Raw genomic sequence first — 15,327 nt, forward strand, 5'->3', positions numbered from 1 at the left:
CTCGTCCAGATGAGGCAACAGCACCTCGAACTTCGCCGCCAGCGACGCCCTGACATCCTCACTCACGCTCATAGCACAAGCATGACACCGAAAAGACAATCTACACGATTAATTTATCTGCAAGCCCTTAGGGCGGCGGGTCTGTTGTCAAGTGTGCTGGTATGAGGATGCTGATGCTGATCTCGGCGTGGTAGTTGGTGCGGTCGATGTCACCCTTGGCTCGGTGCTTGGAGATTGCGCGCTTCACTACGCGCGGGCTGACTCTTGTTCTGCGCGTCGGCATTAGATCGTTGAGTACGGCGCGGCCGATGGCGCCGACTAGGTCGATGACGGTACCGGCGATGACGCCGGCGGCGTGGATGAGCTGGTCGCGGGCGGCATGGAGAGCGACGGTGAAGCTGGCCCGGTCCGGGCTGGCGGTCGGGTCGGTGGCGGTGGCGTCGGCGATGGCCAGACGGAGGGCTTGGTAGGTGACCAGCAGGGCGTAGACCTCCTGCTCGATGCCGGCCGGGGTGCGTGCCCGCAGCACCCGTCCGCCCAGGATGCTCGATTTCAGTTCGAGGTAGGAGGTTTCGATCTCCCAACGTTGGTGGTACAGCGTGACGATCTCCGATGCAGGAAACGCCGTGTGATCGGTCAATGTGGTGATGAGCCGGTAGCGGCCGACTCGGCGTTTGCGCTGGTGATCGCCGGTGCCGGTGATGGCGATCTCGGCGTCGATGACTCGAAGTGTCACTCCGGCGATCACCGTCAGGTAGGACCGGTCCGGGCAGCGCCCGATCCGTGGGAGTTTGCGGTTGTCCTTGCAGCGGATGAGCAGGTCAGCACCGCTGTCGGCGATGCCGGCGACGATGTTCTGTGCGGCGAAGTTGCGGTCGGCTAGTAGCAGCATGCCCGGCCGTAGGCAACCGAACAAGCGTGGTGCGTAGGTGGTTTCGCCGATGAGGGTCGAGCCGAACACGGCGTCGATGACGGTGCGGGTGCCGCACGCGACGATGGTCAACATCCGCATCAGCGGGTATCCGGAACCGCCGTGGGTGCCGCTTTGGCGACTGTAGCAGCGCAGGTTCGCCGCGCTGTCGGGCACCGACATCGTGGTGCCGTCGACCGCGCAGACCAGCAGCCCACGCCAACGCGTCGCCCCCGCCGCCGGCCCGGCGAGCAGCTCGAACAGCGCCCGTAACGGTTTGGCCCCGACCCTGCGGCGAGCCTGGGCGAGCGCGGAACTGCCCGGCCGGGCCGGCGTCAGCGCGTCCAGTCCGGCGGTCAGCCGTGCCCACACCTGCTGGTAGCCGCCCTCGGCGAACAGTCCGGCCGCGAGCAGCAGGTACACCACCACCCGCGAGGGCAGATCGCGCACCCGCTTCTGCACACTCGACGTCGACGCGAGCGCGTCGTCGACCATCTCGAACGGCACGATCTGGGTCAACTCGCCGAGGTGACCGGGCGCGAACCGGCCTACGGCAACCTCGACGGGGCGGCGGATGACAGACTGTGTGGACAGCGGAACTCCCAAGGTAAAGGGTTGTCTTGCGAGGACAAGCCCTCGATACCGGGAGTTCCGCTGTCCCACACGCACCGACACGCCCTTTACCCATGTGTGTCCCATTTGACCCAACAGTCACACGTCTAACTGCGCGGCATTGCCGCTAACCCTCGACGATGCTGAGCTCGTCGAAGATCACTTCGCCGGCCGCGTCGGACTCGGGGAGGTCGACGACCGCCGTCAACGCCCACCCGTGATCGCCCTGAGGGTCCTCGAGGACCTGCCGCACCCGCCACAGCTCGGGCGCGGTCTCCACCTGGAACAGCTGGGGGCCGCGTGCCGAGGGGCCGGTGCCGAGGGAGTCGTACTCGTCGAAGTACGGCTGGAGCTGGTCCTCCCACTCCCCGGCGTCGATGCCGTCGTCGAGTCCCTCCAGTTCGGCCCACCGCCGCCGCGACGCGAGTTCGATACGCCGGAACATGGCGTTGCGCACCATCACCCGGAATGCCCGCGTGTTCGCCGAGATCGGGCGCGGCACATCGGCGCCGAACGCGACCTGCTGCTCGTCTCCCTCGGCGCCGGGATCGGTGAGGGATTCCCATTCGTCGAGCAGGCTGGAATCGACCTGGCGGATCAGCTCGCCCAGCCACTCGATGAGGTCGTCCAGCTCCTCCGTCCGGGCCTCGGTCGGAACGGTCTGGCGCAGTGCGCGATACGCGTCCGCGAGATACCGCAGCACGAGCCCCTCCGAACGGGCCAGACCGTAGTGGCTGACCATTTCGGCGAACGTCATGGCCCGCTCGACCATGTCGCGCACGACCGACTTGGGCGACAGCGCGAACTCCGTGATCCACGGATGCCCACCGCGGTACATCTCGAACGCCGGGAACAACAGGTCCGCGAGAGGCTTGGGCCAGGTGACCTCCTCGAGCAGTTCCATGCGTTCCTCGTACTCGATCCCGTCGGCCTTCATCTGCGCGACCGCTTCACCGCGGGCGAAGTGCTGCTGCGCCATGAGGACCTGCCGCGGGTCGTCGAGGGTCGACTCGATCACCGACACCACATCCAGTGCATAGGAATCGGATTCGACGTCGAGGAGTTCGAGGGCGGCCAGGGCGAACGGGGACAGCGGCTGGTTGAGCGCGAAGTCCCGCTGGAGTTCCATCGTGAGCCGGGCCATGCGGCCGTCGGCGTCGGGTTCTTCGAGTCGCTGCACCACGCCGGCGTCGATCAGCCCGCGGTACAACGACAGCGCCTTGAGGATGTGCTTGCGCTGCGCGGGCCGCGACTCGTGGTTGTCCTCGAGGAGGTGCCGCATGGACTCGAAGCAGTTGCCCGGGCGCGCGATCACGTTGAGCAGCATGGAGTTCGACACAGAAAACCGTGAGACGAGCGGTTCGGGTGACGCGGCGACGAGGCGATCGTACGTGGCCTCGCTCCACGACACGAAGCCGTCCGGCGCCTTCTTGCGCTGTACTTTCCGGCGCTTCTTCGGGTCGTCGCCTGCCTTGGCCAGTGCGCGCAGATTTTCGACCTCGTGTTCGGGCGCCTGCACGACCACGGTGCCCAGGGTGTCGTAGCCGGCGCGTCCCGCGCGTCCCGCGATCTGGTGGAACTCGCGGGCGCGGAGGTGCCGCGTGCGGGTGCCGTCGAACTTGGTCAGCCCGGTGAGGAGCACGGTGCGGATGGGGACGTTGATCCCCACACCGAGGGTGTCGGTGCCGCAGATGACCTTCAGCAGACCGTCCTGCGCCAGCTTCTCGATGAGACGGCGGTACTTCGGCAGCATGCCCGCGTGGTGGACGCCGATACCGTGGCGGACGAGGCGCGAGAGCGTCTTGCCGAATCCGGTGGTGAACCGGAAGCCGCCGAGGGCTTCGGCGATGGCGTCCTTCTCCTCGCGCGAACAGAAGTTGACGCTGGTCAGGGCCTGCGCCCGTTCCAGGGCGGCGGCCTGGGTGAAGTGAACCACGTAGACCGGGGCCTGATTGGTGGTCACCAGTTCCTCGATCGTCTCGCTCACGGGAGTCGTGGCGTACGAGAACAAGAGGGGAACGGGACGCTCGGTGCCCGCGACGACGGTGGTGGGGCGGCCGGTCCGGCGGGTGAGGTCGGACGAGAAGAAGTCGACCTCCCCGAGGGTGGCCGACATGAGGAGAAACTGGGCGTGGGGGAGTTCGACAAGGGGTACCTGCCACGCCCAGCCCCGGTCGGGCTCGGAGTAGAAGTGGAACTCGTCCATCACGACCTGACCGATGTCGGAGTCGGCGCCCTCGCGCAGCGCGAGGTTCGCGACGATCTCGGCGGTCGCGCAGATGATGGGTGCCCGCGAGTTGACGGCGGCATCGCCGGTCATCATGCCGACGTTCTCCGCGCCGAACACCTCGCACAGGGCGAAGAACTTTTCGCTGACAAGGGCTTTGATCGGGGCGGTGTAGAAGGTGCGCTTGCCGGTGGCCATGGCGTAGAAGTGGGCGCCGACCGCCACCATCGACTTGCCGGATCCGGTGGGCGTCGCCAGGATCACGTTGGCCCCGGACACCAGCTCCATCACGGATTCTTCCTGGGCGGGGTAGAGCGTCAGACCCCGTTCTTCGGTCCAGGAGGTGAAGGCGTCGAAAACGGAATCGGAATCCGCGTTGTCGGGGAGCAGGTCGGAGAGAAGCACTGCTACAGGCTAGCCGGAACGCGGTGCGCCGCTGCCGGGCCTATGTCGCGCTGCGTTCGTCCGATCCCATCGCGTCGAGGACCGCCATGCGGGTGGACGCGCTGCCGGTGATGGTGCTCTCACCGACGCCGGTGACGAGCATCTGCCGCCACTTCGTTTCGTCGAACTGCAGGGGATGGGTTACGGACAGGAACTTTTCGATGGTGCGCAGGAACCGCATCGGGTCGTCGCGGAACGGGAAATGGCCTGCGCCGCGGAAGATCTCGAGGTGTGAGCCGGGCATCGCCGCGTGTGCGAGGTGGGCATGGCTCACCGGGATGACGGCGTCTTGATCGCCCCAGATGAGCTGCACCGGGAGGTTCTCGGTCAGATAACATCGGTCGAGCATGGTGACGACCTGGCCGCGCCAGTCGACGACCGCGCGCAGGGTGCGCAGGTACGCCTCGTAGGCGGTGGGGTCGTACAGCTCCGCGAGTACGCGTACCAGGTCGGGTGTGTCGTGCAGCATCGCTCCGGGACGCAGTCGCGTTCCGTTCAGTTGGCTCAACACGTTCCCCACGAATCGCACGGTGGGCATCGCGCCGGGAATGCGCAGCAGTTTCAGCGCCTCGTTGACCACCGGAACCGACGCGAGACGGAGGAGCGGGTGAACGTCCTTTGTGACGCCGCCGGCGGAGACCAGGACGAGCCGGTCCACCATCTGCGGGAACTGGTAGGAGAACTGCATGGCGACACCGCCGCCAAGCGAGTGACCGACGACGGTGACCTTGTCGATGCCCAGGGTGGACAGCAGGTCGCGCATGCCGTTGGCGTACGCCGCGACCGAGTAGTCGGCCCGCGGCTTGTCGGAGCGTCCGTGACCCAGCAGGTCGGGGGCGATGACGGTGTAGTTCTTGGCGAGGTGCGGGATGATCTCGGTCCAGGTGGACGAGTTGTCGCCGATGCCGTGGATCAGCAGAAGCGCGGGACCCTCGCCTGCCATGCGGAACGCGCGGCGGTAGCCGTGGATCGTGCGGAACATCATGCGGGTTTCGGCGTTCGGAACGGGCCTGAGCTTACGAATGCGGGTGTCGCTCATGTCGCCTCCTGAACTAGGTGCACTCCCGAATGTTGACAGCTCAATCATCCGCTTCATCTCGACGCTATTGCACCGCTCTCGGCCGAACAACTGGACCGTGCGGTCGCACAGTGTCCGCGTGGCGACCGCACAACCGATCCTCGGTCACGCCCCGCCCTGTGATCCCCCCTCCTCCTCGGAGTCGCCGCCCTCGCCGTCCTGCAGGGCCTGTTCGGCGAGGAAACGCTCGAATTCTGCACCGAGTTCGTCACCACTCGGCAGGTCTTCTTCGCTGGCCAGGAGCGTGGACTGCTGTTCTTGAGCCGTTACGTACGCATCGTACTGGCGTTCCAGGGCGTGGACGACGGTTTGTACCTCCTCGTTACCCGCGATGTGCTCGTCGACCTGTTCCCGGACGCGTGCCGCGGCCTCGCCGAGCGCGGCCAGCGGCAGGTCCAGGTCGGTGACGTCGCTCACATTCTCGAGGAGGGTCTCGGCGGCCCCCGGGTAGTCCGTCTGAGCCAGGTAGTGGGGAACGTGAACCGAGAATCCGACGGACTCGTGCCCGTGCTGCGCCATCCGCAATTCGATCAGCGAGGACGCGCTACCGGGCACCTGCAGTTCGCCCGACCAGCGCTGGTGATCCTTGATCAGGTCCTTGTTGGTGGAATGCGCGGTCACCCCGAGTGGGCGGGTGTGCGGGATGGCCATCGGAATGGCGTTGATGCCCACGGTCCGGCGCACACCGAGCTGCTCGGCCAGCAGACGCACCGCCGTGGTGAACCGCTCCCAGCGGAGATCGGGTTCCATACCGGCCAGCAGCAGGAACGGGGTGCCCGCCGTGTCTTTCAGCGCATACAGGTTCAGTTCGGGCTGGTCGTAGTCCGAGAAGTGATCGGCTTTGAACGTCATGGTGGGCCGACGCGAGCGGTAATCGACGAGTTCGTCGACCGCGAAGGAGGCGACCAGTTCGCTCTCGAGGCTCTCACGGAGATGCGTCGTGGCGAGTTTGACGGCGTGGCCTGCGTCGGAGAAGCCCTCGAGTCCGTGGATCAGCACAGGTCCCTGGCCGTCCGCGGAGGACAGCTGCGGTGCCGGGAACTCCAGCTCGTACATCTTCGACTGTTCGTCCATTACAGACCTCTTCTCCTTCGTGCCTGGCCTCCAGTGTCCCCTATCGTCTCCGGCATCGATACGTCGGACTTTGCTCTCGGAGGTCCTGCCCTGGGGGAACACGGCGCGGGCGACCGATAATTCCCGCCAGGGGCCTTCCGGTGTTCGCCCACAGCGAGATCCCGCGCACGGACTGTGGCAATGTGAGGAACGGCACGGTCCGACACGGACGACGATCCTGGAGGTGCGCGATGTCGGCACGGGTACAAAGAATTGCGGACCGCGTTCGAAGATCGGCGGTCGTGTCGTGAGCGTGCGCATCGACCGAGTGGTCACCTCCGGCACCTTCAGTCTCGACGGGGGCACCTGGGACGTCGACAACAACGTGTGGATCGTCGGCGACGACTCCGAGGTGGTGGTGATCGACGCCGCCCACACCGCCGCCCCGATCGTCGAGGCTGTCGGCGGTAGGCACGTGAGGGCCATCGTCTGCACACACGGCCACAACGACCACGTCACCGTGGCGCCCGAACTGTCCACGGCACTGGACGCCCCCCTCTACCTCCATGCGGCCGACGACGTGTTGTGGCGACAGACTCACCCCTCCGTCGCCTACACGCCGATCGAGGACGGGCAGGAGATCGCGGTAGCCGGGACCGACGTCCGCGTGCTCCACACGCCCGGTCACTCTCCCGGCTCCTGCTGTCTGTATCTGCCGGAGGCGGGGGAACTGTTCAGTGGTGACACCCTGTTCTCGGGCGGACCGGGAGCCACCGGGCGCTCCTACTCGGACTTCCCGACGATCATCGGGTCCATTCGCGACCGTCTGTTCGCGCTGCCGCCGTCGACGACGGTCCGCACCGGGCACGGCGACGGAACCACCATCGGGACCGAATCCCCGCATCTGGAGGAGTGGATCGCCCGCGGCAGCTGAGCCGCACCCTCCCCACCGTCGATGCATCGGCGTGGCAGAGTGGCGGACAGGCTCCCGGGGTGGGAGCACCACGCATCCGACACGGGAGGTCGACGGTGAGGTCTCGGCGCACAGCGGTACGGACGGCCGTCGTCGTCCCGGTGGTCGCGGTGGCCGCGGCGACGATTCTCGCCGGGTGTTCCTCGACGGTCTCCGGTGTCCCGCAGCCGAGCACGACCATCGCGGCGGGCTCGCCGTCCGGAAAGGGACTGTCGAAGCTTCTGGTCGATCCGGCCGACTTCCCGGCCCGGTACGAGGCGATCGTGCTGCCCGCCCAGGCCGTGTCGATGGCGGCCCCCGACCTGACGGGCGTACCGCAGGGCGCGGTGGTCGACCCTGCGGACTGTGCGCCGCCTGCGCAGGACTACGGACCGACCGGCACCGTCATGGCGGTGGGCACTGACAACGCGAGCCGTTCGACGATCTCGGTCGAGCTCACCAGAACCGATACACCCCTCGACGAACTGGCGGCACAGACGAAGAAGTGCGGCGAGGTCACCGTGACGGACAGTGGGGCCGAGTCCACCGTCACCACCGAGGTCACACCGGCTCCTCCGGTCCGGGCCGACGACACCCTCGCGCTCCGGCGGACTGTCAAGTCCGGCAACCAGAGCGACAAGGTCACCCAGTCGATGGTCACGTTGATGGCGCAGGTGGGCGACGTGCGGGTGTCCGCGACCTTCATGTCGTTCGGCGACGCGAACGCCGATACCGTCGCGCTCGACGAGTTGTTCACCGCCGCGGTGCAGAAGGTGCAGAACAGCTGAGCGGGGCCCTTAGCACAGGGCTCCGACGACTTCTCGGTCGAACGGCGCGTCCGCGCGGCGCGGCGGCCCGGTTGTCCACAACCGATGGCCCATCCACAGCCCTCTGTGTTTCCCCAGTTCGCCCACCGAGCGCCGACGCGTCGACCCGTCAGAGTCTGATGCATGACGACACCCGCATTCCCGAACGGTTCCGGTTTCTCCGACGATCCCGGCGGGGGACCGCCCCCGCTTCAGCACACCGTCACGTTGTCCGCCCCGGGTGACCTTCTCGCCTCGGTGCCCGCACTGCTCGGATTCCGGCCTGCCCGGGCGATCGTGGCGGTGTGCCTGTCCGGGGAGCGCAACCCGTCGGTCGGAGCTGTCATGAGACACGACCTGGTCCTCAGCGGCGGCGACGTGCCGACCCCGCCGATGTACGCGGCGTTGGGTCAGTTCGCCACCGTCTGTGAGAGGGAGCAGGCCACCGGGGTGCTCCTGGTGCTCGTCGACGACCGCTTCACCGATCGGGCCGCGATCTCCCTGGACGAGCTGTCCGCGATCGTCGAAGAATTCGAAGAGCTCCTCGACTTCACGCCGACCGAACTTCTCGACGTGTTCGTCACGGCGGAGATCGCGGCCGGCCGCGAATGGTTCAGCCTCCTCGGCGGTGGTGGGTACGGAGCCCAGTCCGATCCGACGTCGTCCCGGGTCGCGCTCGCGCGGGTCGTCGAGGGCAGGGCCATCCGCTCTTCGCGCGAGGAGCTGGAAGCCACGCTCGAGACCGGCCCGGTGCTCGAACGGATGCAGATCGCCGCCCTCATCGAACGCGGCCGTCAATCATCCCTTCTGCGAAGGGAATTGGCCGAACGTTCGGCCACGCCGGAACGCGGTCACCGTCTCGAACTCGAGCTGGTGCTGACGCACGTCGCGCGGGTGTCGTCCGGGGAGAGGCTCCTCGCGCCGGAGTACGCGGAACTCGCGCTCGCACTCGATAATGTCACCGTCCGGGACAGTGCGCTCGCTCTGGCCGTCGGCCCGTACGCCGACGACGCGGAGCAACTGTGGATTCTCCTCGCCCGCAACCTCCCGGACCCGGAACGCGCGAACCCGGCCGCGCTGCTCGGATACAGCGCCTACCTTCGTGGCGACGGGCCGTTCGCCGGCATCGCGTTGGCCGCCGCACTGGACTCGGAGCCGGGGCACGTACTGGCCACCCTGCTCGACGGTGCACTGCACTCCGGACTCCGGCCGACCGAGGTGCGGGGCCTGGCCGACGTCGGTTACGAGCGAGCCGAAGCGGTCGGTGTCGTACTGCCCCGCTAGATCGCGGACCGAGCCGGCGTCACCGCCGTGCCGCGTGCGACCGGTCGCCCAGCTCCTGCAGGTAGGCCCAGGCGTCGGCGACGATCTCGTCGAGGTCGGTGTGCTCCGGCCGCCACCCGAGTTCCGCGATCGCCCGATCGCTCGACGCCACGAGCACGGCGGGATCGCCTGCCCGGCGCGGTGCGTCCTCGGCCGCGATGGGGAGCCCGGTGACCCGCGCGCACGCCGAGATGACTTCGCGCACACTGAAACCCGCACCGCTGCCCAGATTGTAGATGCGGTGCCTGCCCTCGATCGACGACTCCAGTGCCAGGACGTGCGCCTCGGCGAGGTCGAGCACATGGATGTAGTCGCGGATCGCCGTTCCGTCCGGAGTCGGCCAGTCGGTTCCGAAGATCGAGATCTTCTCCCGCTGACCGAGCGCCACCTGGAGCACGAGAGGAATCAAATGCGTTTCGACGACCCGGTTCTCGCCGGCCGACTTGTACGCTCCCGCGACGTTGAAGTACCGCAGGCTGGTCGCCGCGAGCGAATGAGCCACCGAATACGACGTGATGGCATGGTCGATCGCGAGTTTCGTCGCCCCGTACGGATTGGTGGGACGGGTCGGATCGGCCTCCGTGATCGGCGAGTGCTCGGGCTCGCCGTACGTGGCGGCGGTCGACGAGAACACAAGCTTCTGCGTCCCCGAATGCCGCATGGCCTCCAGAAGTTCGAGCGTGGTGACGACGTTGCCGCGCCAGTACTTCTCCGGGTACTGGACGGACTCGCCGACGAGCGACTGCGCCGCGAAGTGCAGGACGCCGTCGAAGCGGGGTGTGCCGCTCGTGCCGAGCACGTCCGACACCACCTCCGCGACGTCGCCCTCGACGAACTCGGCACCGAGCGGCACCGCGTCGGCGTTACCCGTGGACAGGTCGTCGATGATGACGACCTCGTGTCCGCGTTCGAGCAGGACCGTGCTGCAGACGCTGCCGACATAGCCGGCGCCGCCGGTGACCAGAAGTTTCATCGATTATCCCTGAACCTGCTTCACCTGGACGGCGTGTGCCATCTCCTCGGACAGATCGAATCCGCTGTGGCCGGGCACCGTGATGGTGACCGAACCGGGCTTGGTCTCGACTGTGACACGCGCGTCCGGGACGACGCCCGCCTCGCGCAGCTGCCCGATGACGTCCGGATCCGACTGCACGTGCTCCGCGAGACGCCGGACGACGACAGCGGTCGGCTTGCCGGGCGGCACGTCCGTGAGGCGGATGAGCGTCTCGGGGGGGTCGACCGGGCGGTCCAGCCCGAGCAGCGCGAGCCCCGGAATAGGGTTGCCGTACGGCGAAGTCGTGGGGTTGTTGAGCACCTCCACCAGGCGCCGCTCGACTTCCTCGCTCATGACGTGCTCCCAGCGGCACGCCTCCGCATGAACCTCTTCCCACTTGAGGCCGATGACATCGACCAGCAGTCGCTCGGCGAGGCGGTGCTTCCGCATCACGGACACAGCGAGTTCGCGGCCCTTCTCCGTCAGTTCCAGGTGGCGGTCGCCGGCGACCAGGAGGAGACCGTCACGCTCCATCCGGGCGACGGTCTGGCTGACCGTCGGACCGCTCTGCTCGAGTCGTTCGGCAATACGTGCTCGAAGTGGGACGACGCCCTCTTCTTCCAAGTCATAGATCGTCCGGAGATACATCTCCGTGGTGTCGACCAGATCCTTCACACTCACACCCCTTCGTCTTGGTCGATTCTACCGGTGATTGCCCGCCACCGGCGCCGTCCGTCCTCGCAGCGCGTCGGTGCCGGTCGTGCCGGGGTCTGCTCGCACCCTCCGCGGGGGACCAGTAGCGTGAGTTCATGACCGCGTCGTTCAGTTCCGGGGAGGATTCGGCTGCACTGGTATCGCACCGTGCAGTCGTGTGGAGCCCGGACTATCTCAGTTATCGGTGGAGTGCGGACCACCCGATGAACCCCACACGGCTCGAGCTGACCATGTCGCTCGCCCGCAGCCTCGGGATTCTGGAGGGGGTCGAACTGTTACGGCCCGATGCCGCCTCGGACGCAGATCTGTTGCGGATCCACACCCCCGCGTACGTCGAAGCTGTCAAACAGGCCGGACACTCGGCGACGTCGGGTGTGCTCGGTGCGGACGCCCCGCACGGGCTCGGCACCGAGGACAATCCCGTCTTCCCCCAGATGCACGAGGCGAGCGCGATCCTCGCGGGCGGTTCCCTCGCCGCGGCGCAGGAGATCGCAGCGGGGCGCACACGCCGCGCCGTGAGCATCGGCGGCGGCATGCATCACGCGATGCCCGACTGGGCCTCCGGCTTCTGTGTGTACAACGATGTCGCCATTGCGATCTCCTGGCTGCTGGACCACGGTTTCGACCGGATCGCCTACATCGACGTCGACGCGCACCACGGGGACGGGGTGCAGCACGCGTTCGCGCACGACCCCCGGGTCCTGACGATCTCGCTCCACCAGCATCCGGCAACGCTCTGGCCCAACACCGGGTGGTCGAGCGAAGTCGGTGAGGGATCAGGGGAGGGCACCGCCGTCAACCTTCCCGTGCTGCCCGGCACCGTCGATGCGTTGTGGCTGCGCGGTTTCCACGCCGTCGTCCCGGGCGCCCTCGCGGCGTTCAGGCCCCAGATCGTGATCAGCCAGTGCGGTGTGGACAGCCACCGCGAGGATCCGCTGGCCGACCTCGCGCTGACGGTCGACGGCCAGCGGGCCGCATTCCTCGCGATGCGCGATCTCGCCGACCGCTACGCCGAAGGACGCTGGCTCGCCGTCGGCGGCGGCGGTTACGGCCTCGTCCGTGTGGTCCCGCGCGCGTGGACCCATCTCATTGCCGCAGCGCTCGACCGCGAGATCGACACGGGCCGTGCCGTACCCGAGGCCTGGCAGGAGCGGGCTCACACGCTCGCACCCAGCGTGGACCTGCCGGACACGATGGGCGACGGCGGCGAGGTCGACTACCGGCCCTGGGACGGTCCCGGTGGCACACCGGAAACCGGGATCCCGTCGGTCGACCGCGCCCTGACACGGATCGACTCGGCCGTCATCGCCACTCGCCGCGCCTGCTTCCCACTACTCGGACTCGACCCGGAGGATCCCCGTGACTGAGCCGTCGGACGGCATCGAGACGTCGGACAGCATCGAGACGTCGGACGGCATCGAGACGTCGGACGGCACCGAGGCGGCGGTCACGACCCAGCCGAAGAAGAAACCCGACGCCGCGCACAACTACCCGCGGCACTGGGTCGCCGACGTGCTGGCGGCGGACGGCGGAGCGGTGGCGTTGCGGCCGATCGTGCCCGAGGACGCGGACAAACTCGTCGCGTTCCACTCGAAGCTCTCCGAACGCACCCGCTATCTGCGGTATTTCGGCCCCTACCCGACCATGTCGCAACGGGACATCGTTCACTTCACCACGGTCGATCACCACGACCGGGTGGCGTTCGTGGTCCTGCTCGGGGACGAGATCATCGCCGTCGGCCGGTACGAGCGACTGATCGGCGAGGGGGACGGCAAGTCCGCCGAGGTGGCGTTCGTCGTCGCCGACGCGCATCAGGGTCGCGGACTCGGGCCGATCCTGCTCGAGCACCTGGCCGCGGCGGCCGCGGAGAACAGCCTGACGATGTTCGTCGCCGAGGTCCTCGCGGAGAACCGGAACATGGTGACGGTGTTCCGTGAGGCGGGCTATCAGGTGAGCCGCAGCTTCGAGGGCGGCGTGCTCAAGCTCGAGTTCGCGATCGACCCCACCGAAGCGATGGTGTCCGTGCGCAATTCCCGCGAGCGGGCCGCCGAGGCGCGCAGCATGCGCAACGTGCTCAGTCCGCGGTCGGTCGCGGTGATCGGTGCGTCCACCGACCGGGCGAAGGTCGGCAACGCCGTGCTGACCAACCTGCTGCGGGCGGGATTCACCGGCCCGGTGTATCCGGTCAACGCCGAGCACCGTTCGGTCCACGGTGTGCGGGCGTACCCGACGGTCCGCGACATCCCCGACGAGGTGGATCTCGCCGTCGTCGCGGTACCCGCTGAATCGATCAACGCCGTCCTCGACGACTGCCTGGACAAGGGGGTCAAGGCACTCGTCGTCGTGTCTTCGGGATTCAGTGAAACCGGGATGGACGGACGGCAGTCCGAACGTCGCCTCGTCCACGCCGCCCGCGCGCACGGGATGCGGCTGATCGGTCCCAACGCGCTCGGCGTGGCCAACAACGACAGCGAGGTCTCGTTGAACGCCACTCTCGCGCCGGTGTTGCCGAGCCCCGGCAACGTCGGATTCTTCTGCCAGTCCGGCGCACTCGGCATCGCGATCCTCGACGAGGCCGCACGGAGCCGAATCGGGTTGTCCGCCTTCGTCTCCGCGGGCAACCGTGCCGACGTCTCCGGCAACGACCTCCTGCAGTACTGGGATTCGGACCCGGCCACCGAGGTGGTGCTGCTGTATCTGGAGAGCTTCGGCAATCCCCGCAAGTTCTCGCGCATCGCGCGCCGGGTGGCGCGGAACAAGCCGATCGTCGCGGTCAAGAGCGGCCGGCACGCCGTTCCGCCCGCGCTGGCGGCCAGCGGTGGCGAGATGGACGATTCGATCGTCCGCGCCCTCTTCGAGCAGGCCGGAGTGGTGCAGGTCGGGTCGATCTCCCAGCTGTTCGACTGTGCGCTGCTGTTCGGGTATCAGCCGCTGCCCGCGGGCCCCCGGCTCGCCGTGGTCGGAAACTCCACCGCGCTCGGTGTGCTCGCCGCGGACGCGGCACGCAGTGAGGGTCTACAGGTCGGCGACCCCGTCGACCTCGGTCCGCAGGCCGGTCCCGAGGAGTTCGCGGCGGCCGTGCGGACAGCGCTCACGTCCTTCGACGTCGATTCGGTGATCGCCGTCTTCGTTCCACCGGTCGCCGTCCCCGTCGAACCCTATGCCCAGGCGCTGCGGGAGGCGGTGCGTGAAGCCGACAAACCCGTCCTCACGACGTTCCTCGCCGCGGAGGGTGTGCCCGACGTCCTGGCGGTCCGGGGTGAGGACGGGCACCCGACGCGCGGTTCGGTTCCGTCGTATCCCGGACCGGAACGCGCGGCGCTGGCACTGGCCCGCGCCTGGCGGTACTCGGCGTGGAAGAGTAAACCGTCCTCGAAAGTGGTGCGCCCCAACGGGATCGACCCGGAGCGGGCGAAAGCGATGGTCGACGGCTGGCTCGGGGCGTCGTCCGGGCGCTGGCTGTCGGACTTCGAGGCATCGCAGCTCCTCGCGTGCTACGGCGTGAACGTCGTGGAGTTCCGTTCCGCCACCACCGAAGACGAGGCCGTGCAGGCCGCCGAGGAACTGGGGTATCCGGTCGCGGTGAAGGCGACGGGGGAGCAGTGGCGACACCGGCCGGACCTCGGTGGCGTCCGCCTCGATCTGGTCGGGCCAGATTCGGTCCGCTGGGCCTACCGCGACCTCGCCGCCGCGTCCGGCGAACCGCTACTCCACGTGCAGCGGATGGCCACCAAGGGAATCGGCTGTGTGGTGGGCGTGCAGGACGACCCGTCGTTCGGTTCGCTCATCTCGTTCGGGCTCGCCGGCGTGATCTCCGACCTCCTCGGCGACCGCGCCTACCGGGTGCTGCCCCTCACCGAGGACGCTGCAGCGGAACTGATCGACGCACCGAAAGCCGCGCCGCTGCTGTCCGGCTACCGAAGCGCGGTACCGGTGAACAAATCGGCTCTCGTCGACCTCGTGCAGCGGATCTCCGCTCTCGCCGACGACCTCCCGGAGGTCCGGGAACTGGCCTGCGAACCCGTGCTCGCCTCGGCCGAGGGCGCGCAGATCACCGATTCACGCGTGCGGATCGGCCCGGAGCCCAGCGTCGCCGACCTCGGCCCCCGCCGCCTGCGCTGACCGGTCGCAGGCCCCGCCGACAGCACAGCGCCGGGGGCGGGGCCCGAACACCCCCCCCCGGGCCGGTTACGGGGGGGGGGGGGTGGGAGCCG

At 68.0% G+C, this 15,327-nt stretch carries 11 protein-coding genes; 5 read left to right on the forward strand and 6 right to left on the reverse strand.

What is annotated here, in order from left to right; genetic code table 11:
* Window positions 1-127 precede the first annotated feature (127 nt).
* From ACFWAY_RS50280 to ACFWAY_RS50295, 4 genes are all read right to left on the reverse strand, one after another.
* The gene (locus tag ACFWAY_RS50280; RefSeq protein WP_378516053.1) at window positions 128-1,516 is read right to left on the reverse strand and encodes an IS4 family transposase; all 1,389 of its coding nucleotides are present in this window, start codon (window positions 1,514-1,516) and stop codon (window positions 128-130) included.
* A gap of 133 nt (window positions 1,517-1,649) precedes the next feature.
* A complete protein-coding gene (locus tag ACFWAY_RS50285) occupies window positions 1,650-4,154 on the reverse strand; it encodes a DEAD/DEAH box helicase (RefSeq protein ID WP_378455180.1) in 2,505 nt (834 codons plus the stop codon).
* A 40-nt stretch (window positions 4,155-4,194) separates the two neighbouring features.
* Window positions 4,195-5,232, reverse strand: coding sequence for an alpha/beta fold hydrolase (locus ACFWAY_RS50290; RefSeq protein WP_378455179.1), 1,038 nt, complete (start codon window positions 5,230-5,232; stop codon window positions 4,195-4,197).
* A 144-nt stretch (window positions 5,233-5,376) separates the two neighbouring features.
* Window positions 5,377-6,345: a proteasome assembly chaperone family protein gene (locus tag ACFWAY_RS50295; protein ID WP_378455178.1), complete on the reverse strand. Its 969-nt coding sequence runs from the start codon at window positions 6,343-6,345 to the stop codon at window positions 5,377-5,379.
* A 286-nt stretch (window positions 6,346-6,631) separates the two neighbouring features.
* On the opposite strand from ACFWAY_RS50295, the gene ACFWAY_RS50300 reads away from it, so the two are divergent.
* The 3 genes from ACFWAY_RS50300 (at window position 6,632) to ACFWAY_RS50310 (ending at window position 9,366) form a co-directional block, all read left to right on the forward strand.
* Complete coding sequence (locus tag ACFWAY_RS50300; RefSeq protein WP_378455177.1) at window positions 6,632-7,258, forward strand: MBL fold metallo-hydrolase; 627 nt, start codon at window positions 6,632-6,634, stop codon at window positions 7,256-7,258.
* A 140-nt stretch (window positions 7,259-7,398) separates the two neighbouring features.
* Window positions 7,399-8,064 (forward strand): DUF5642 family protein, encoded by a 666-nt coding sequence (locus ACFWAY_RS50305; protein ID WP_378516055.1) that lies wholly within the window; start codon window positions 7,399-7,401, stop codon window positions 8,062-8,064.
* A 162-nt stretch (window positions 8,065-8,226) separates the two neighbouring features.
* Window positions 8,227-9,366, forward strand: coding sequence for a DUF4192 domain-containing protein (locus ACFWAY_RS50310; protein WP_378516054.1), 1,140 nt, complete (start codon window positions 8,227-8,229; stop codon window positions 9,364-9,366).
* Window positions 9,367-9,385: 19 nt separating this feature from the next.
* Here ACFWAY_RS50310 and galE read toward each other — a convergent pair whose 3' ends face one another.
* Window positions 9,386-10,378 (reverse strand): UDP-glucose 4-epimerase GalE, encoded by a 993-nt coding sequence (galE, locus tag ACFWAY_RS50315; RefSeq protein ID WP_378455175.1) that lies wholly within the window; start codon window positions 10,376-10,378, stop codon window positions 9,386-9,388.
* A gap of 3 nt (window positions 10,379-10,381) precedes the next feature.
* Window positions 10,382-11,074 (reverse strand): iron dependent repressor, metal binding and dimerization domain protein, encoded by a 693-nt coding sequence (locus tag ACFWAY_RS50320; protein ID WP_378455189.1) that lies wholly within the window; start codon window positions 11,072-11,074, stop codon window positions 10,382-10,384.
* Between the two features lie 134 nt (window positions 11,075-11,208).
* Here ACFWAY_RS50320 and ACFWAY_RS50325 point away from each other — a divergent pair, with 134 nt between their 5' ends.
* On the forward strand, window positions 11,209-12,480 hold the full coding sequence (locus ACFWAY_RS50325) for an acetoin utilization protein AcuC (protein WP_378455174.1): 1,272 nt from the start codon (window positions 11,209-11,211) through the stop codon (window positions 12,478-12,480).
* Window positions 12,473-15,235 carry a GNAT family N-acetyltransferase gene (locus ACFWAY_RS50330; RefSeq protein ID WP_378455173.1) on the forward strand — a complete coding sequence of 921 codons (2,763 nt, stop codon included), beginning with the start codon at window positions 12,473-12,475 and terminating at the stop codon, window positions 15,233-15,235. Before ACFWAY_RS50325 ends, ACFWAY_RS50330 begins: the two co-directional genes overlap by 8 nt.
* Window positions 15,236-15,327 lie beyond the last annotated feature (92 nt).

Source organism: Rhodococcus sp. NPDC059968 (genome assembly GCF_042738615.1).
Lineage (GTDB): Bacteria > Actinomycetota > Actinomycetes > Mycobacteriales > Mycobacteriaceae > Rhodococcus_F.